Raw genomic sequence first — 18437 nt, 5'->3', positions numbered from 1 at the left:
TAAATGAGAATAGTTCTCAATTTAACGAGAATTATTCTCATTATATAGAAGAGGTGCCGATTTATCCAGATGATGAAAAGGATTTTGCACAATTCCTTTCCCCGAAGGCATGCTGCCGGGAACGCCCTCCTGTTCCAGCAGCGGCTTTACGATAAGCTTGAGCGGCCAATCGTGGCGGGCAAATAAAATCTCTTCCATTTGTAAGCGGACCTCCTCCTGGAACGGAAGAGACCGGATGGCTGCTTTCAGACTCTCCTGCAGCGTATGCCACAACGCTCTTTCTTCCACGGAATAGATGGCGGACAGCATATCGATAATGGAATACAAATTGACCTGGATGCCCAAAGTCTGCATGTAAAACAGCAGCTTCTCCGGCGTTTCGTTATACAGGCTGTTGGAGTAGCCCGGTCTGATCCGGTATTCCGGATCGCCAATACCCTGCGCCGCAAGCCACGGCAGATGAAGACGGACGGAGTCGTGATCGCGGAGCAGCATCCCTTCGATTCTCCCGTCCTTCCAGACCAGGACACTGTTCTGCCCATGGATCTCCGGAAGCAGGCCGATCCGGTACAAGCGCAAATTGATATCGAAGAAGGCATCGCATACTTCCCCGAACAGCTTCCTGACGGAAGCCTCATTGGCCTCCAGGCCGCGGACCTTCATCCAGACATCGAAGAAATGCCGGTCAGCGCCAGTCATTCGCGCTGCCAGCGCGGACATCGGCACCAGACGCACTCCGGAATCGGCGGCAAGCTCCGGCGGATAGGTCCGGATCATGGCCCCCAGATGCCGCGGGGGATCGTCGAACAGACTTCCGCCTTGGGGCATATACCCCCACCACTTGGTCTCCTCGCACAGGAACAGCCGTTTCCCCAGCACATCGTCGCGCTCCTTCGCCTGCGACAGCAGCCCCTGTCCCCGCTCTCCGTTCATCAGCTTGACGGCCGGAAGATAGCGGGAAGCGCCCAATGAAAATACGCTGAGCGGGAGTTTCACATAGTGATGGCCTCCGTCCTTCGGCGCAAGCGACCTGACAGAGGAGGTCGCCTGGAATATGCCCGCTTCCGCATCCAGCGGGATACAGTTGCCCGTTTCAAATGCCGACGAAAGCTGCTGCGGAAGGATGCTCATTTGCCAGGGATGAACGGGAAGGGCGATGAACATTTCCGGCGGCAGCCCCCTTTGGGCCATTTCCCGGTATACAAGACCGCGTTCCGCCTCTGAGAGCAGCAGCTCTGCGGGAGTGGCCGCAGGATCAGCGGCTGCGGCACCCGAACCGGCCACGATGCACTCCCGCCTTACGGCGATCCAGCGCATGGAGATATCCCCGCCGAATTCCGCGATATACCGGCGGTAATCCTCCTGCGCAAGGCCCGTCTTGGCTTTTGCCACGGGATGGAACGGCCTGTCCCGCAGCGAAGCATACCGCTCCAGCTGCTGGAAGAAGGCCGCCGGGGGCAGGCTCAGCAGATCCTGCCCCGGAATGCTGCTGCCCAGAGACCATGAGAGCTGGCGGACGGTTTCCTCAAGCAGCTGCAGAAAACGGCCCACGCCTGCCTGCTCCCGCTTGTCCTTCTCCAGACACAGCCTTATGACCAGCTCCATCAGCCGAACGGGCTTCAGGCGCTCTATGGCTGCTCCGGTCCCGCCTGTATCCGTCCCAATTCGGTACACGCCGCCCGTCTTGACATAACGGTAGGGCTGAACGACTGCGGCCCGGATCGGAAAGCAGACATATTCGCCCCTTTCTCTGCCGGTCCACCAGCGGTACATCAGCGGATCATCCGGTCCCGCCTGCGCTGCTGCCGCCGGCATCCCGGCGGCATTACCGGCGACCGCCTCCCACTGCCTGCGGGAGAGCACCTCCGCATCCGCTTGATCCCAGAAGCCTTCCGCCAGCAGACTGTTGATCAGATCGGTCATTACCTGCTCCCCGGCGTCATTTGCCTCCTTGACGTCTGTATCCAATGCCTTCTCCTCTGTGCTTGTCGATTTCATTCGCTTACCTTTCCCCCTTCATATTCATTGTCAAGATACAGCCTCCCGGGATGGGGGTGGCTGAGAAAATCATGATGCGAGATCGTCCAGCCATACGCTCCGGCAATCGTAAACAGCAGGATATCCCCGATCCGCAATCGCTCCACCGGAACATCCCCGGCAAGTATATCCTTGGGCGTACACAGCTCCCCGGCAATCGTTACCCTGCTTCGCACCAGCTCAGGCCTTGCAAAAGGATATTCCCAGCGTTTCGCCGGAACTACTTTAAAGGGATGATTATGCTTCCAGGACGCCGGCAGCCGGAAATGATGGGTTCCGCCCCGGATTATGCCATAATGCTTGCCGTGGCTGGTTTTCAAATCAATAATCTCGGCCGCATAATAACCGCATTCCGCAACCATATAACGGCCGGGCTCGAACAGCAGCCGGACGCCCGGAATGCGGTGCGCGTCCAGCACCCCCCGAAGCTCGCTCATGAACATCTCCCATGCAAAATGGCGGAAGGGCTCGGTATAGGAAACCCCGAAGCCGCCGCCCGCATTGACATACTTGATTGACAGCCCAAACTGCCCGATCCAGCCCTTGACCCGCTGCAAATAGGTGGCAACCAGCCTTGCATGCAGCACCGCATCCAGGTTATTGGATATCGAATGCATATGGAAGCCTTCCAGCTTCACATGGGGCAGCGTCCCCAGCAGCGCGATCGCTTCAGGCACCTGCGCTTCGTCCATGCCGAACTGCGTGGCGCGGCCGGCCATCGTCACGGTCGCCAGCGGAACCTCCTCATGCAGATTGATCCGCAGCAGCACCGACACCATCTGCCCCCTCCGCTCCGCAATCCAGGCAATCCGGCGCAGCTCATGCAGGCTTTCCGCATGGATCAGCATCACGCCGCGCTCCATTGCCTCCTCAAGCTCCGCGTCCTTCTTCCCCGGTCCGCCGAACAGCACCGGAATATCCGCGGAAACCTCGCGGATCATGCGGACCTCGCCGATCGAGGCCGCCTCGAAGCCGTTCACCACAGGCGCCAGACATTCCAGAATCCGGCGGTCGGGATTGGCTTTAATGGCATAAAACAAGCTGGCCTCCTGCTGCGGAATATCCCGGACCATTCCCTGCACATGCCTGCGCAGCGCGTTCAAATCGTAGATAAAGGAGCATACAGGGCCGCTCCCCCCTTGAATCAGCTCTCTGAGGCCGGCTTCCACCCCGCTGTCCAATACCGCATTGCTCATGATTTCTCCCCCTGTCCAATCGGGTCCCTGCTGCTGGTTTTGACCCCGTTCAGCCTTGATTGCAGCGCCCGGAAAGCAATGCCCCGCTCATCCCCCAATACAAACGCCGATGCTCCTCTATCCCGCCAATACTCGTAATCCCCCTCAGCCCGGGGAATGGCGCAGTAGGCAACGCCCCGATCCCGGGCAGCACGCAGAATCCCGTTCAGCCCTTCTCTCACTTCCCGGGCGCCGGTCTGCCAGGGAACGCCGAGGGATTGCGACAGGTCGGCCGCACCCTCCAGCACCATATCGATGCCGGGAACAGCCAGAATTTCCGCTGCGCGCTCAACGCCCTCACGGCTTTCGATCATGGGAACAAGCATAATCTCCCCGTTCGCGCGGCGCATATAATCGACGAGATCAACCTTGCCGAACATGCCGGGTCTGCCGCTGTTCATGCTGCGGCTGCCTTCGGGGCAGTATTTGGCAGCCCGAACGAGCCGCTCCGCCTGTTCGGCGCTCTCCATATGCGGCACGACAATTCCCTGCGCTCCGCTGTCCAGCACCTGCAGAATCAGCTTCGGGTGTACCTCGGGAACTCGCACCAATGCGGTAATTCCGGCCGATTCCGCAGCCCGTATCATATTTTCCAGCGTCTCCGGATTGACCATGACATGCTCCATATCGATAATGACAAAATCAAATCCGGCATAGCCGATCATTTCCACCGCAACCGGAGCCGGAATGGAAGCGAACAAGCCGAATGCCCGTTCACCCGCGCGCAATTTGGCCTTTAACCGGTTGGACCTCAGCATGAGGACGGCCTGAACGGGTAAAGCGGGTTGCGGCCCGCTCTGAACCGGAATTCCCCATCGCCGAACAGCCGTCTTTTGGTCAGCTCTTCGATCTGCACCGTTTCTTCGAATAGGTCAAACAAGCGGTATCTTTCCTTGTGCTGCGGATGCTTTTGCTGGTAGTCGACAATGATTTTTGCCGTTGCGGCCCAGAAGCGGTCCTCCCCCAGCTGATAGTGCTCCTCCAGAAACATCGCAAGCTCCGACAAGCAGATGAAGAAGAAAGCATCGTAGGAGAAATCCCTGACATCCGCAGGGCTGGTGGTCTTAATGAAGGAATTGGGATTAACCAATGCATGGCTCGCCGGCTCCGGGTTCAGAACGGGACAACGCTCCGGCTCAGTCAGATGCGAGACCGAGAAGCGGACGCCATCGTGAAAATCCTTCAGCACCACCCGCTGCGGCAGTCCCTGCTTATGGAGAAGAATGATATTCTGTCCATGCGATTCCATGCCGATGCCATGTGCATAGAGCATATGAATGACCGGAGAAACGGCAGCCCGGAGCATCTGCTCCGTCCAGTTCTCCACGCCGTAGGCCCGGATCCAGGGATCGATCAACGGCACGCCGGACGGCTCCACATGGCACAGCCCGTTGAAAGGAACGGCATCCTCATCCTTTTGCAAATAATGATGGAGGCTCTCTCTCCATACTGCGCCAAGCGTGCCGTAAGCCTTGTTCCGGTTATGCTCAGGCAGCTGCCCATAATCGTAGGTGACGCCCAGCACTTCCCGCAAAATAACGAAATTCAGCTGTCTGGCATAAGCGTCGTTCTGAATCAGGCCATGCAGCCAATCGGTAATAAGCGGGCCATTCAGCACCGTGTGGCCTGCCATGATGCGGCTGGTGGACGTGTTGGTAATACTCAGCGACAGCTTGAGATAGGCCCTGCTCCTGGATGTAAAGTTGGCGAGCGTCCGGATCGACTGCTGCGGGCGGTAGAGATCACTGCTTTCCCCCAGCATGATGATCTCCTGCCCGGCCAGCGCTCTGTGAAACTGTGGAATAATAATATTCGCCCACTGCCAGGGGTGGACGGGCATGAAATAATAATCCTCCGCCTGTCTTCCTTGACCGGCAATTATGGAGCCAAAAAGGGCATACTGCTCGCGGCCCAGTTCCTGCCCGATATATTCCCCGTAGCCGATATCCTCCGAATGTGCTATGCGGCTGCTGCTGCGGTCGATGGCAATCCAGACGGGCCTGTGCAGCCTCTTGAATTCAGGGCCATAAGCGGCATTATCGCCTAGCGTAAACCCGATTCTGGATTTATAGCACGGATGATAGGGATGGCCATCCTTGATGTTTCCCTCCAGCTCGTCATAGCTTAGCTGCTCCCCCTCAAGCTTCATGACCGGTTCAAAAGCCTGGGCCTGCACATCCTTCAGCAGCGTCTGCGCAAGCTCCTCCATGAACCGCGACAGCCGCTCTCCCTGCTGAACCTGCGCAAGCACCTCGGTGACGAACAGACCGAGCTGCGCATTCATGGCTGCACCTTCCCCCGGCACCCGTCTTACCGGAACGCCGTCCAGACGGACCCGACCGAAGCTGGCCATGCGCCGGCCTTGCGCTTCATACGCCACAGCCTCGCCTTCCTCTGTTCTGCCCGGAAGCCTGAACACGCTCCGGCTGCCTACTGCGGGCTGGCCGCTGCTGTCGCTGGCCGCAATTTCCTCATAGATCACAATCTCTTCATAGATCAGAGCCTGGATCAATTGGCGGATAATCCGCTGCTCGACATGAAGCATGTGCCCGGAGCCCAATGCCCGAACCAGGCCTTCCCCTGCCGCATCACGCAATTTATCTATCGTTTCGGTTGATATCATGCCTGCACCCCGCTTATATTCATTGGATTCGGTATCGGGACAAACAGGGGGCGTTCTCCCCTGGACTTGAAACAGCTCGTAAAATTAGCTTTGGCCGGCAGATGGGGACTGAGCAGCAGATCGTTCAGATAGTAAAGCAGTTCCCGGCTTGCCGTCTGCTTCTCCTCCTGCAGCAGCTCCTGCACAATTCCCCAATAACGCCGTTCATCGGCCTGCCCGTAAGCGGCAAGGGTATGAATAAGCGAGCCAAGATGATTCACAAAATAATAATATTTGGTTCTCATCCAGGCCTCGGATTGTTCATACAGCACAGGACTCTCCTCCGGGATAAGCGTCCCGATCCACCCTGCCTCCGCTGCCCTGGCGCGGTGAATGCTCACGCCTTCGAGATCCCGCACGTAATAGCAGGCCGGCATCCCGTCCACTAGCGCAAGCAGCGAATTTTGCAAATGCGCCTCAAAGCTGATGCCATGATCCGCAAGCAGCCGGAGCAGCGGCAGCATCGATATGCGCAAGCAGGCTTCCAGCCATAATCCCAGATCAGGCAGCTGTCCATGCGCGGTCTGCCGGATGGCGGCGATCAGCATGGGCTCGGCTTCGCCGGGACAGGTCTCAAGCAGCGCTGCCATAACATAGGTATGCGACTGCTGAAGCTCCATCGGTCGGTAGAGGACGTTGAAGCCCGCTTCCGCTTGCGCCCGCATCGCGGCTCCCTGCTCCGATTGTTCGAACAGGGACTCATCGAGCAGCACGCTGCTGTATCCGGTTTCCGTCAGCACCTTGAAGCCGTCCGACTCTATCCTCCCGCGGATAGAACGAATCACCCGCGCAGCGTCCATCGTCCGCATGCACTGCTCCTGTGTATTGTCCCGGACCAGATTGGTAATCCGGACATGTAGAGGCAGCTTGAAGCCTCTGCCGCTGTTCTTATCCCATACTGTTCTTACCGATGAAGTCGGATATACGGCAGGGCCCAGCACGCCAAAATCAATCAAATCTCCCCGCTGCATCAATTGCTCCGCAAACGGCTGCCGGAGCAAATATTTGGCCTGCCAGGGATGCATGGGCAGCAGCCTGTACCTGTCCCATTCCGCGCCCAGCCACTGCCTGGCATGAAGAATCACCGCCGGGTCCACCATCTCCTCTTCTCCGGCAAGCCGCTGCTCCTGAACATAATCGCAACGCAGTGCTATATAGTTCAGCTGGAAGGAAGCGCCCATCTCAGGGCTGAAATACAGAAGCTCATCATCTCCGAAGCCTTCCGAGCTTTTCGGGAAAGGATGGAAGGGATGGCCCAGCAGCAGCGACTGCTCGGAGCGGATGAAATCCCATTTTGCTGCCGCTGTCTGCTCGGCTGGCGTATGCTTCATCGCATATTCGATATAGATTGTCATTTTGTGAATGCTGTTATCAATCCGCGCCTTCATCTGTCCGCGCTCCGGCCCTGAGGCATCACGGCTCATTTCGTCCAGCAATAAGGCGATCAGGCTTTTGGCATCGAGGCTTCTGGATGTACGATCCCCCTGCACCTCATAGAAAGACGAGCCGTAGACATGCTGCCCCATGACGGAGAAGTACGTCAAATAGCCCCTGATTCCCTTCCCCAATACGGGAAGTCGTATCATCATTTCTTCGACGGCCTGTCTGCTGCCTTGCTCTTCCGGCACCGGTTCCGCTATCCGCGGATCATAGGCGCCGGTCTCCCTCAAATAGCTGTTCAGCAGCACGCGTACCGCCGTCCGTTCCGCCAGCTCCTCGCTGACCGATGAGGCGGATGCGGCACCGGATGCGGCAGCTGAGGCAAGTGTTGAGTATTGCGGCATTATTGGTGCTCTCCCTTCCTGTCAGGTTTTCGTTGTGGATACGGCAGAGTGCTTCTCCTCCGCAGCGGCAGGCTTTCTCATGAAGAAGGCGGCCGGCAGGGTCAGAAAAACAAGAATGCTGAGCGCAATAAATCCCTCGTTAATCGCCTGCAGCGTGCCTTCCACGGGTGAATAGCCGCTGGTCAGCAGCTGCGCCTTGCGCACCTCGTAATAGATCGACACCAGCACGATCCCGAGTGAAGACACCATTCTTCTCGACACATTATTGATCGCAGAGCCCTGCGACACCAGATGATCCGGAATCGCGCTCAGACCTGCCGTCGTGATTGGCATATTGGACAAGCCCAGCCCCACGCCCCGCAGCAGCATGAGCACAAACACCACCCAAATCGGTGAACTCAGCTTCAGCATCCCGAGCATTGCCGTCGCGGCGCATGTTGTCGCGAGGCCAGCGAGCGCAATGCCTCTGGGCCCCTTGAGGTCGAGCCGTTTGCCTCCGACGTTGACGAACAGGCCGGTCGTAATCGCCGACGGCAGAAAAACAAGACCGGTCATAATGGAGTCATACCCGTACACATTTTGCACAAGCAGAGGAATCAGGAAAATGCCTGCGAACATGGCGAGCGCCTGGACGCATGCCACAATCACGCTAAGGCTGTACATCGGCACCTTGAATATCCGTATATTCAAGAGCGGCTGCTGCTGGCTGAGCTCGATGCGGACAAACAGGATCAGCAGGCACACTCCGGCAGCCAGCAGTATCAGCTGGAAGGGAGCCGTCAAATCCGCCAGATCGGAAATCCTCCCAAGCGCCAGCAGGACGGCGCCTACGCCCAGAGTGACGGCGGCAAAGCCGAGCCGGTCGAACGTGCGCGACGGGTCAGGCGGCTTTTGCTTCAAATAACGCATTCCCAGCAGCAGGCCAAGCAGGCCCGTCGGCACATTCATCAGAAAAAGCCACTGCCAGCTGCCAAATCCAAGCGCTATTCCGCCGACTGTCGGTCCAATCACCGGAGCGACCATGACGGCGATGCCCCAGACACCCGTCACCCTGCCCCGTTCCTCTTTGGGGGAAGCCTCGAAAATCATCGCGAGCGACAAGGGGATCATCAGCCCGCCCGCTATCCCCTGCATCCCCCGGGATATAATGACGGGAAGAAGTCCCCAGGATAATGTCCCCAGCAGCGAGCCGGCCACGAATAAACCCAGCCCCAGCAGATAGATTCTTTTTTTGCCGAACCGGTCTCCCAGATAGCCCGTGAGCGGCATCGTGATGCCCATGGCGAGGAGGAAGATCGTAATAATCCAGCTGGCTGATACGGCATTAATATGGAAAACCTCCATAAATTCGGGTATTGCCGGATTCAGAGAGCTGTTGTTCAGAATAACCGTGAAGGTTCCAAGCAGAACAGCGAGCAGAACCTTCCTTTGTTCAGATTTCAGGCTGATTCCCATTCTATCCGCTCCCGCTCATTCCACAGAGAGAGCCGCAGAGGCTTCCAGAACGGCTTCCCCGAAGATGCGGGTAATGTCGTCGATCTGCTCCTCCGTTACGATCAGCGGCGGCAGGAAGCGCATAACCGAGGAATGCCTGCCTCCCACCTCCAGGATCAGGCCCCGCTTGAGGCATTCCTGCTGAATGCGGCTTGCCAGCCTCGGATAGGCCGGATAATGGCCCAACTGGTCCAGCCCGCCGTTCTCGTTGACCACTTCCACGCCGACCATCAATCCTCTTCCGCGGACATCGCCGATACAGGCGGCCTGCTCCTTCAGCCCGTTCAACCGGCTCATCAGCTGCTTGCCCCGTTCTTCCGCTTTGGCCGGTATGTCGTTTTCCTTAACATATTTCAGCGTAGCCAGCCCTGCCGCCATGGCCATCTGGTTGCCCCGGAAGGTTCCGATATGTGCCCCCGGCTTCCATACATCCAGCTGATCATTGTAAATCATCACCGACAGCGGCAGGCTTCCGCCAATCGCTTTGGAGAGGACCAGCACATCCGGAATGATGCCCGCGTGTTCAAAAGCAAACAGCTTCCCCGTTCTCCCGATTCCGGTCTGCACCTCGTCTATAATGAGCGGAATATTATGCTCCCTGGTTATCCGGCGCATCTCGCGGATCCATTCGACCGGCGCCGGGATCGAGCCTCCTTCTCCCTGCACCACTTCAAAAATCATCGCGCATGGAGGCAAAATCCCGCTTTCCGGATCGTTCAGCAAATTCTCGATGTAGCGGCTGCTTAGCAGATGAGTCTGATCGCCGCCGGCCCCGAACGGGCACCGGTAGGCATAGGGATACGGCAGAAAATGAACATCCGGCATCAGGCCCTGCACCTTCTCCTTCTGTCCCGGCGTGCCGCTCAGGCTCATGGTCGCATGCGTCGAACCATGGTATCCGCCCTGGAAGGACAGGATGCTGCGTCTCCCGGTTGCGGTCTTCACCAGCTTGATTGCCGCTTCAATGGCATCCCCGCCGGTCGGTCCGCAGAACTGAATGCGCGCGGACCGGGCGAATTCCTCCGGCAGGCTCGCAAACAGCTCGTCCACAAAATGCTCCTTCAGCGGCGTCGTCAGATCCAGTGTATGAAGCGGCCTCTTGTTGTCGATCAGCTGTCTGATCGCCTCGATGACGACCGGGTGATTGTGGCCAAGCGCCAGCGTCCCGGCTCCGGCAAGGCAATCGTAATAGATTTTGCCGTCCATATCCTTGATGTGGATGCCCTCCGCTTCAAGAATGGCAATCGGAAGCCTCCGGGGGTAGGACCGGGCGCTGGATTCCCGGGCCTCCTGACTTTCCAGATACATCTTGTTTTTCGATTGTTCCATAACGGATGCTTCAACCATCATAATCTCTCCTTCCAATTTGTATGATTCTTAGAATTAGGCGCAAAGCATCAGCAGCTGTAAATTTTGATATTGATTATCATTATCAATATGGTTTTGCCACGACTCCCCTCCGGAATTGATTTATCCTGATTTCTTCTTTCAATTGAGATTCATTCTCATTACCTATTATATGGGATAAATCTCCATTAGCCATGGACATTTAAGACCTCTATTTGGACAATAGCAGACTATCGAAGGCCCGATTTATTTCTAAAGCCCCGCGTTTCAGGCAGTTGGGAGAATACGGGGACCATTAAAATTACCCCGCCCTGAACGCAAAAATAAAGCTGATACGAAATCAGCTTTGGCCGTTATTCTGTCATTTGGTTGTGATGAGGCTATAGCGGTTTTTGGAAGGACAAGGTGAATGTTGTCTCAAATTCCGTTGAACTGAACATAATGTCCCCGTTGTTGCGAAGCATGATTTCTTTGCAGATGGCCAGGCCAAGACCTGTCCCGTATTCTTTATTCGTTACAAAGGGCAGGAACATTTCACTTTTCATTTTCTCCGGTATTTCAGGACCATTATTCCAGATAATCATATAAAAATGATCAGCATCCTCACTGCATACGATACTTATTTCTTTGCCCTGCTCGATCGCAAACAGTGCATCGATCGCATTATTGATAATATTCGATAATACCTGCTGGATGGCCGTTTTCTGAACGTTGAAGATGAAGTCCTTCTCATACGAGGTGGTGAAGCTGATATCTTCACTGATGATTCGGGGATTTAATAAAGACAGGGTTGTTGCGACTACTGCAGACACGGGGAAGTCCATCATCTCTTCTTCGATTTTGCGATTTCTCGAGAAGCTTAAGAAGCCTGTAATTTGCATATTTATCGATTCAAATTCATTTTCGATAATGCCGATATAGTGACCTATTTTATTCGATATTTCCGTCGAGATATTCGACCGGATTAATTTCAGAAACCCCCGGATAGCTGTCAAAGGGTTTCTTATTTCATGAGCCATGCTGGATGCCATCTTCCCGATCAGCTGAATCCGGTCCTCATGAATTTCGTTGATCTTGGCGTCCTTGTCCGTGATGATTTTCTTGGAAAGCTGCCAGAACTCTTCACTTACTTTCTTATCGAAGGCATCCTGTCTGGTCAGCAGCAAAATAATAAGCTCCAATGCAGCATTGGAACCGTCATAAGTATATAAAATTTCGATAATCGCGTTTCTCCAGCAGTGGGAGCTGATCAGAACATGGGAAATGGGAAGGTCCTCGTGAATGGATTTCCTGCACCACTCCGGGATCGTATCGAACAAAGCATGGTTTTCAATAGGATGCTCAAGCTCCGTGCTGAATTGAAAAAATAAATTCACCTGCGTATGCAGATCGGAAAAAGAATAAAAATCCGGACAATTCTCGTGAATGGAAGCGAACCAGTTGGAAAATAATTTTTCCTTTTGCTCGAAGAGATAGGCTAACTCCTTCTCAAAACTCATGTTAAACCCTTCTCCCGCCCGTATAATCACCTTTTTTTTCATTATATCAGACTGCATAACTATGAAGTACCCAAATGTTGCATAATCTTACAGTTTAATTTCCGAGAGATTAAAAATAGTGCAATGGGCAAGCTTTTCCGACAAAAGGTAAGGAATGTCGCCATCCATTGGCAGAACAGCAAGCATCTCCCCCCAAATTTATCGACCTATAAAAGCGTGAAACTTAATGACGCTAAAAGTTTAAAACAGGGCTCCCACGTTTTGTTTGCCAGGGAAAAGGAAATGCTAATCCGTAAGAAGAATTTGACATGCGCCAATCTCTTTGACGGCCCCGTCATCCGGTGGCGCAGCAAGTTTCTTCCCTCAGAAATATAAGCAAAGTATGGAGGAGTTTTATACTTTCTTATATTTCAAGAAGAAACGGCTGTCGCCGTCATCCGGTGGCGCAGCAAGTTTCTTCCCTCAGAAATATAAGCAAAGTATGGAGGAGTTTTATACTTTCTTATATTTTCAAAAAAACCAGCATCCAGGAGGACAAAATCAATGAAAAAAATCATCGTGTCAGTCTGTATGAATTTGCTTGGCTTCCTTCTGATCGGATCCGTAATCCTTGTCCCGGAGGCCAATGCAGATCACATGGAAGCGAAAGTGACCGTACAATTGATCAACACCAAGGGAGAAGCCGTCGGCACCGCCATACTTACCCAGAAAGACGAAGGAGTCCTGTTTCATATTGAAGCCAAGAATCTCCCGCCGGGCGTCCATGGCATTCACTTCCATGAAACCGGAAAATGCGAGACCCCGGACTTCACTTCCTCAGGCGCACATCTGAACCCGCGGAATAAGGAGCATGGATTTAATAATCCCAAAGGATTTCATGACGGCGACCTGCTGAACATAACAGTTGGAGCAGATGGAACGGTCAAGGCCGATATGGAGAGCAAAAACGTTACCCTGGCCAAGGACGCAGCCAACTCTCTGCGCAAACCGGGCGGGACAGCGATCATCATTCACGAGAAGGCCGATGACTATGTGACCGATCCTTCCGGCAATTCCGGCAACCGGATTGCTTGCGGGCCTATCCAATAGCATATACAGCATGTGAAGCCAAATTCCTTTTGGGGATTTGGCTTTTTTACTGTTTCCGTTCTTATTTGGGAAGCTGGGACTCCGGCGCTGCTCAAACAAAGGAATGAAATATTCCAGCTGTAAAATATTCGAATTCGGTCGAGAGATCCGTCTTATGCTCCCTTTATTGTTTGGAGGGTATGTCCGATGACCGTAATCCAGACACCGAAATGTACTGGAAATCGAAATTTTGATAGTCCGGATTGCAGGTTTTGTACAGTTTGTATGTTTTTGTACAGTTTACGATTTTTCCAAAGAATGACATGATCGATTTGAGAGGAGGGCGGTCAAGAAGCACGGAAGAACGGATGTGCGGTTGGCGAAATACAAAGAGTATAAGGCGCATGACAGTTTTAAGTGAGCAGCAAATAACGAAAGCGAGGGATCAATGAAGATGAGGAGCAAGGCTATTAAACCCCGCAAACTGAAGATGAGGGTGCTCAGTGTTTTTTGTGCGTTATCGGTAATTCTGCCGGTCATACCGGTGCAGATTGCTTCAGCCGCCACCATTAATGTAACCGCTTACGGCGCAAACGGCAGCGACACGGCGGATGACAAAACGGCGATCCAGAACGCCGTCAATGCGGCCGCGAGCGGCGATACCGTAAGCCTCCCGGCCGGAACCTATTATCTGTCCGGGAAGGTAAACGGCAAATCCGGCGTCAGGATCGCCGGCGCAGGACGCGATTCAACGACCGTCAAATTCACGTCCACTTCGGATACCACGTTCTTTCACTTATATAATGTAACGAACGCGGAAGTGTCAGACATGACGCTCGACGGCAATAACAGTACGATTGCTTTGTCCGCGGTCACATCCGAATTCGGTGACGGCAACAAAATGCGGCATCTGAGAGTCAAGGATTTGGCCGCTTCATCCGGCTTCGGCCCTTTTGCCCTCTACGGAATTACGACCACCAACCTTGAGATCTCCGACAACATCGTGACAAATACCGGCGTAAATTCCGATTGGGGCGGCGGTGTCCGCGTGGGCTGGGGATCCGATCATGCATTGATTGAGAACAATACGATCGCAGATACCGGACGCGGCGGGATTTTTGTCAATGACGACAGCCCCTACGCCATTGTCCGCGGCAATACGGTTACCGGCACCGGCAAGAAGATGGAAGGACTCGGCATTGAGCTGCACACCGGTGTAGACTATTCCATTGTGGAGAACAACAATGTAGACCATTGGATCAGCGCCGTACGCTCGGCATACATCGCAGTGCGCAATAACACCGTCAAGGCGACCGACGGCTCTGTCGGCAACATGGGCCTTGAGGTCATGGTTGACCATGGCATTACATCGGGCAACCTGGTCGACGGCGGCCAGCAGGTAGGCATGCAGCAGTCGCCCGGTACGGGCTATCAGCTGTGGAACTACAACACGGTCAAGAACATCGTCATGTGGGGCATGCAGCTCCAGGGCACAGGCACAGGAGAAATCGAACAGTATCAGTATTTCTACAAAAACATCTGGCAGAACGGTCCGATCGGCAATCCGGCCGCCGCTTACCCGGGTTATGACGGCAACGCGGTCCGGATTCACGGCGATACCAGAAACATCGTGTTCGACAGCAACCAGATCATCAATAACGGCCGGAAAGCGATCGAGATCACGACGGCAAGCGGTACCGACCGTCTGAGCTTCATCAACAACACGATCACAGGAAACGGCGGACCGTCAATCGACCAATATCCGTCCTCTGCTGCTGATCTCGAGTGGAGCGGCAACACCGTAAGCGGCAACGGCACGAATACGCAGCTTACGAGCCGCGGCTTCAGCGACGCGAAGCCGGTTGCGAATTTCACGGCACCGCTTACCGTACAGCTCGGGCAGCCTGTTACGTTCACGAACACCTCGACCGATAACGGCTCGATCGTCGAGAACCTGTGGGATCTCGGGGAAGGCCTTCCCGTTACGGCCGCAAGTCCGACCTATACGTATCAGAAGCCGGGTACGTACCATGTCATTCTGGGCGTATGGGATAACGGCGGACGGGCAAGCGTCAAGGAGCAGACGATTACCGTCTTTACAGGCCCGCCGGACACGACTGCTCCTTCCGCGCCGACGAATCTGTCCGCGCCGACGAAGTCGAACGTTACGGTCGATCTGTCCTGGTCGGCCTCGACCGACAATGTCGCTGTGATCGGCTACGATGTTTATAAGAACGGCGTGCTGGCCGGATCAACACCCGGAGCAGGCGCCACCACCTTCCCCATCACGGGCCTGACGCCAAGCACGGCATACAGCTTCACGGTCAAGGCGAAGGATGCCTCCGGCAATATATCAGCCGCCAGCAACACGCTGAACGTGACAACCGACGCCGGTGATACACAGCCGCCTACGGCACCGTCCGGCCTGGCCTCCCCGTCGAAGACGGATACCAGCATAAGCTTGTCCTGGTCAGCATCGTCGGATAATGTCGGCGTAACGGGCTATAACATCTACAACGGATCCAATCTGGCCGGCTCCACGGCAGGAGCGGGGGCGACGACCTTCAACGTCACCGGGCTTGCGCCAAGCACAGCCTTTACCTTCACCGTAAAAGCGAAGGATGCGTCGAACAACCTGTCGGCGGCCAGCAATTCAGTGAGCGTAACGACCAATCCAGCCGCCAACTGGGTCAATTGCGCGGGCGAAAACAATCCGTGCAGCTTCACTGGCACCAAAGAAGTGCGCTACGGCGCGCCAGGCAGCTATGTTTACGGCACTTATACGAATACCGTCATGTGCTCCAACAACGCCTTCGGCGTCGATCCGGCACCCGGACAATACAAAACCTGCGATGTGAATCTGGCGGGCAGCGGAAGCAGCGACACGCAGGCGCCTGCAGCTCCGGCAAGTCTGACATCGCCTTCGAAGACCACGACAAGCGTCAATCTGTCCTGGTCGGCCTCGACCGACAATGTCGGCGTAACAGGCTACAACATCTATAACGGCGGCACGCTGGCCGGTTCCACGACAGGCGCGCTGACGTTCACCGTGTCCGGCCTTACGGCAAACACCGCCTACAGCTTCACCGTCAAGGCCAAGGATGCCGCGAACAATCTGTCGACAGCGAGCAATACGCTTAACGTCACGACGAATTCATCAGCAGATATGCAAGCTCCTTCCGCGCCGGCAAGCCTGACCTCGCCATCGAAAACGAATACGAGCGTCAGCCTGTCCTGGACGGCCTCGACCGACAATATCGCCGTCACCGGCTATGACATTTATAAAGACGGGACGCTGGACGGCTCCACCACCGGCGCATTGACCTTCACGGTGTCAGGTTTGACGGCGAGCACGCCGTACAGCTTCACGGTGAAAGCCAAAGACGCGGCAGGAAATGTGTCGGCGGCGAGCAATGCATTGAACGTGACGACCACGGGCTCAGCAGCAGCCAACTGGGTCAACTGCGCAGGCGAGAACAATCCGTGCAACTTTACAGGCACGAAGGAAGTCCGCTACGGCGCGAACGGCAGCTATGTCTACGGTACATTTACGAATACCGTCATGTGCTCCAATCATGATTTCGGCACGGATCCAGCCGTCGGCTATTACAAAACATGCGATGTCAATATGGCGAGCGGGCTGAGCCTGGCACATCACCCTGGCCTGGCTTTATTCGGAGCGTCCGTCGTATCTGCGGACACCGCTGCGCTGATCCCGTCCATTGGCTCGGTCATAAATTCCGCTAGATGGAAAGCAACCGCAGGTTGATCTATCGGCTTATTACCAACACTGGCGGTTCTGATTGTCGCGATTTTGGAACAAAATCGTTTGGGCAGATCCGCCCCTCTGTCTTGTTGACTAAAATTAATTGGTTTTCAGACAACCCATCATCCTTCTGATCATATTAATGTGTAAAATATAAACCGGCTGCACACAGCATGCAGCCGGTTTTGTTTTCGGGACAAACAGGCGATTATTGTTCCAACACCTTTTCAAGCTCGCCGCACCAGTTCGTCCAGCCCCACTTGGCGCCCTCGAGTCCTTGGACAGTCGAGATTCCAGTTTGTTCAAGATGAAGATTAACCTTGCCGTCCCCCAGATCCTTTAGTGTCCAGGTGACCGTTTGCTTCTCCTGTCCGCTTACCCAGGTATACGACAACCGGTTTGGCGGTTCAACGGCGAGCACTTCGCCCTCAACAACGCCATCCCAATTTCCGACGGGCTGCAAGCGGAACTGAAATCTGTGGCTTACTTCGGGCTTGAAGTCATTCTCCGTGATCCACTTGGCAAGCTTACCTGAATCCGTCAAGGCGGTCCAAAGCTTCTCGATCGAGGTCTTGTACTGAAAATCCAAGGTTAACGTTTCACTCATTCTTCTTCCTCCTCTAATTGACGTTTCAAACCCAGCAGAACGTGACTCCAGAACATGTTGTAGTTTGCAGCCCAATCTTGAATTTCACTCAGTGGAAAGGCGTATAGCCTATATCGCGTTTCTCTGCCTACCTTCCGGTCAAGTACCAACCCGGCCTCTTTAAGGATTGTCAAATGCTTTGATACCGCTGTGCGGCCCATTTGAAACTTTGTCGTTAATTCATGGAGAGGCAACTCCTCAGATTCTGCCAACAGACGAATCAATCGACGTCTTGTTGGATTCGCGATCGCATCAAACACATCCCGGAAGCAGTTGTTATCGTTCACAACACCCCCTCCTAGAAATCCAAATCGTACATCCTTTGGTGATTTTATTAATTAAATGACGCTTTGGTGTCGTGTCAACTGCTTCTTATAATACACACTCAACCCCAAGATCCCGCAACTTGTCTGGTTGTGACGTTGAGGCGATTAAAAAGGTTGGTTGTAGCAATCGAGAGAATCAGGGCAGCCAAGGCGGTTTCGTCGTAATGCCGGGTGGCTTCATCCCAAATTTCATCTGGTACCGGGTCTTCCCGATCACTGAGCCTGGTTATTGCTTCCGTTAACGCCAAAGCAGCACGTTCGGCATCCGTAAAGTGCGGAGAATCCCGCCAGGCTGCAACCGCAAATAAGCGCTCATCAGACTCGCCAGCCTTCTTGGCATACAATGCACCTGATTCAACGCAAGAACTGCAGCCGTTTATTTGACTCGCGCGTAAGTGAGCCAGATGCAGAGTTGTCTCTGATATTGAGCCCTTGTGCACTGCGGCATTTAAAGACTGAATTGACTTCATTGCGTCAGATATGATCATTGCAGGGTTTTTCATGCGTGCTTGCATGATGTCATCTCCTTGTCAGATAAGTTTTGCACAGAACCACACTGTTGGTTACTCGGTG

General features: G+C 54.6%; 13 protein-coding genes. 2 read left to right on the top strand and 11 right to left on the bottom strand.

What is annotated here, in order from left to right:
- Nucleotides 1–21: 21 nt before the first annotated feature.
- The 8 genes from ACFOLF_RS21635 to ACFOLF_RS21600 form a co-directional block, all read right to left on the bottom strand.
- A complete protein-coding gene (locus tag ACFOLF_RS21635) occupies nt 22–1998 on the bottom strand; it encodes an IucA/IucC family protein (RefSeq protein ID WP_210045822.1) in 1977 nt (658 codons plus the stop codon).
- A complete protein-coding gene (locus tag ACFOLF_RS21630) occupies nt 1995–3233 on the bottom strand; it encodes a type III PLP-dependent enzyme (RefSeq protein ID WP_210045823.1) in 1239 nt (412 codons plus the stop codon). Before ACFOLF_RS21630 ends, ACFOLF_RS21635 begins: the two co-directional genes overlap by 4 nt.
- On the bottom strand, nt 3230–4030 hold the full coding sequence (locus ACFOLF_RS21625; protein WP_210045824.1) for an HpcH/HpaI aldolase family protein: 801 nt from the start codon (nt 4028–4030) through the stop codon (nt 3230–3232). The genes ACFOLF_RS21630 and ACFOLF_RS21625 overlap by 4 nt, the downstream gene beginning before the upstream one ends.
- Entirely contained in the window at nt 4024–5895 is a 1872-nt protein-coding gene (locus tag ACFOLF_RS21620) for an IucA/IucC family protein (protein WP_210045825.1), read from the bottom strand. Before ACFOLF_RS21620 ends, ACFOLF_RS21625 begins: the two co-directional genes overlap by 7 nt.
- Complete coding sequence (locus ACFOLF_RS21615) at nt 5892–7718, bottom strand: IucA/IucC family protein (protein ID WP_210045826.1); 1827 nt, start codon at nt 7716–7718, stop codon at nt 5892–5894. The genes ACFOLF_RS21620 and ACFOLF_RS21615 overlap by 4 nt, the downstream gene beginning before the upstream one ends.
- 21 nt (nt 7719–7739) lie before the next feature.
- A complete protein-coding gene (locus tag ACFOLF_RS21610; RefSeq protein ID WP_210045827.1) occupies nt 7740–9173 on the bottom strand; it encodes an MDR family MFS transporter in 1434 nt (477 codons plus the stop codon).
- A 15-nt stretch (nt 9174–9188) separates the two neighbouring features.
- Nucleotides 9189–10562 carry an aspartate aminotransferase family protein gene (locus ACFOLF_RS21605; protein WP_210045828.1) on the bottom strand — a complete coding sequence of 458 codons (1374 nt, stop codon included), beginning with the start codon at nt 10560–10562 and terminating at the stop codon, nt 9189–9191.
- 377 nt (nt 10563–10939) lie between these two features.
- Entirely contained in the window at nt 10940–12058 is a 1119-nt protein-coding gene (locus ACFOLF_RS21600) for a sensor histidine kinase (protein ID WP_210045829.1), read from the bottom strand.
- A gap of 543 nt (nt 12059–12601) precedes the next feature.
- On the opposite strand from ACFOLF_RS21600, the gene ACFOLF_RS21595 reads away from it, so the two are divergent.
- Nucleotides 12602–13147, top strand: coding sequence for a superoxide dismutase family protein (locus tag ACFOLF_RS21595; protein ID WP_210045830.1), 546 nt, complete (start codon nt 12602–12604; stop codon nt 13145–13147).
- 433 nt (nt 13148–13580) lie between these two features.
- Nucleotides 13581–16895: a fibronectin type III domain-containing protein gene (locus ACFOLF_RS21590; protein WP_210045831.1), complete on the top strand. Its 3315-nt coding sequence runs from the start codon at nt 13581–13583 to the stop codon at nt 16893–16895.
- 205 nt (nt 16896–17100) lie between these two features.
- On the opposite strand, the gene ACFOLF_RS21585 is transcribed toward ACFOLF_RS21590, so the two are convergent.
- The 3 genes from ACFOLF_RS21585 to ACFOLF_RS21575 all read right to left on the bottom strand — a co-directional run bounded on the left by ACFOLF_RS21585 (nt 17101) and on the right by ACFOLF_RS21575 (nt 18379).
- Nucleotides 17101–17499, bottom strand: a complete 399-nt coding sequence (locus ACFOLF_RS21585) for an SRPBCC family protein (RefSeq protein WP_210045832.1) — start codon at nt 17497–17499, stop codon at nt 17101–17103.
- Entirely contained in the window at nt 17496–17825 is a 330-nt protein-coding gene (locus tag ACFOLF_RS21580) for an ArsR/SmtB family transcription factor (RefSeq protein ID WP_210045833.1), read from the bottom strand. The genes ACFOLF_RS21585 and ACFOLF_RS21580 overlap by 4 nt, the downstream gene beginning before the upstream one ends.
- A 98-nt stretch (nt 17826–17923) precedes the next feature.
- Nucleotides 17924–18379 (bottom strand): carboxymuconolactone decarboxylase family protein, encoded by a 456-nt coding sequence (locus ACFOLF_RS21575; RefSeq protein WP_210045834.1) that lies wholly within the window; start codon nt 18377–18379, stop codon nt 17924–17926.
- Nucleotides 18380–18437 lie beyond the last annotated feature (58 nt).

Source organism: Paenibacillus sepulcri (genome assembly GCF_042647105.1).
In the GTDB taxonomy this organism is placed as follows: domain Bacteria; phylum Bacillota; class Bacilli; order Paenibacillales; family Paenibacillaceae; genus Paenibacillus_Z; species Paenibacillus_Z sepulcri.
This window is presented reverse-complemented; position numbering and strand designations above follow the sequence as displayed.

Excerpts from the sequence above, each read along its gene's own strand:
- ACFOLF_RS21590 (WP_210045831.1), top strand. The coding sequence starts at position 13,581 with ATGAGGAGCAAGGCTATTAAACCCCGCAAACTGAAGATGAGGGTGCTC.
- ACFOLF_RS21600 (WP_210045829.1), bottom strand. The coding sequence starts at position 12,058 with ATGAGTTTTGAGAAGGAGTTAGCCTATCTCTTCGAGCAAAAGGAAAAA.
- ACFOLF_RS21625 (WP_210045824.1), bottom strand. The coding sequence starts at position 4,030 with ATGCTGAGGTCCAACCGGTTAAAGGCCAAATTGCGCGCGGGTGAACGG.
- ACFOLF_RS21610 (WP_210045827.1), bottom strand. The coding sequence starts at position 9,173 with ATGGGAATCAGCCTGAAATCTGAACAAAGGAAGGTTCTGCTCGCTGTT.
- ACFOLF_RS21585 (WP_210045832.1), bottom strand. The coding sequence starts at position 17,499 with ATGAGTGAAACGTTAACCTTGGATTTTCAGTACAAGACCTCGATCGAG.
- ACFOLF_RS21595 (WP_210045830.1), top strand. The coding sequence starts at position 12,602 with ATGAAAAAAATCATCGTGTCAGTCTGTATGAATTTGCTTGGCTTCCTT.
- ACFOLF_RS21575 (WP_210045834.1), bottom strand. The coding sequence starts at position 18,379 with ATGCAAGCACGCATGAAAAACCCTGCAATGATCATATCTGACGCAATG.
- ACFOLF_RS21630 (WP_210045823.1), bottom strand. The coding sequence starts at position 3,233 with ATGAGCAATGCGGTATTGGACAGCGGGGTGGAAGCCGGCCTCAGAGAG.
- ACFOLF_RS21635 (WP_210045822.1), bottom strand. The coding sequence starts at position 1,998 with ATGAAATCGACAAGCACAGAGGAGAAGGCATTGGATACAGACGTCAAG.
- ACFOLF_RS21620 (WP_210045825.1), bottom strand. The coding sequence starts at position 5,895 with ATGATATCAACCGAAACGATAGATAAATTGCGTGATGCGGCAGGGGAA.
- ACFOLF_RS21605 (WP_210045828.1), bottom strand. The coding sequence starts at position 10,562 with ATGATGGTTGAAGCATCCGTTATGGAACAATCGAAAAACAAGATGTAT.
- ACFOLF_RS21615 (WP_210045826.1), bottom strand. The coding sequence starts at position 7,718 with ATGCCGCAATACTCAACACTTGCCTCAGCTGCCGCATCCGGTGCCGCA.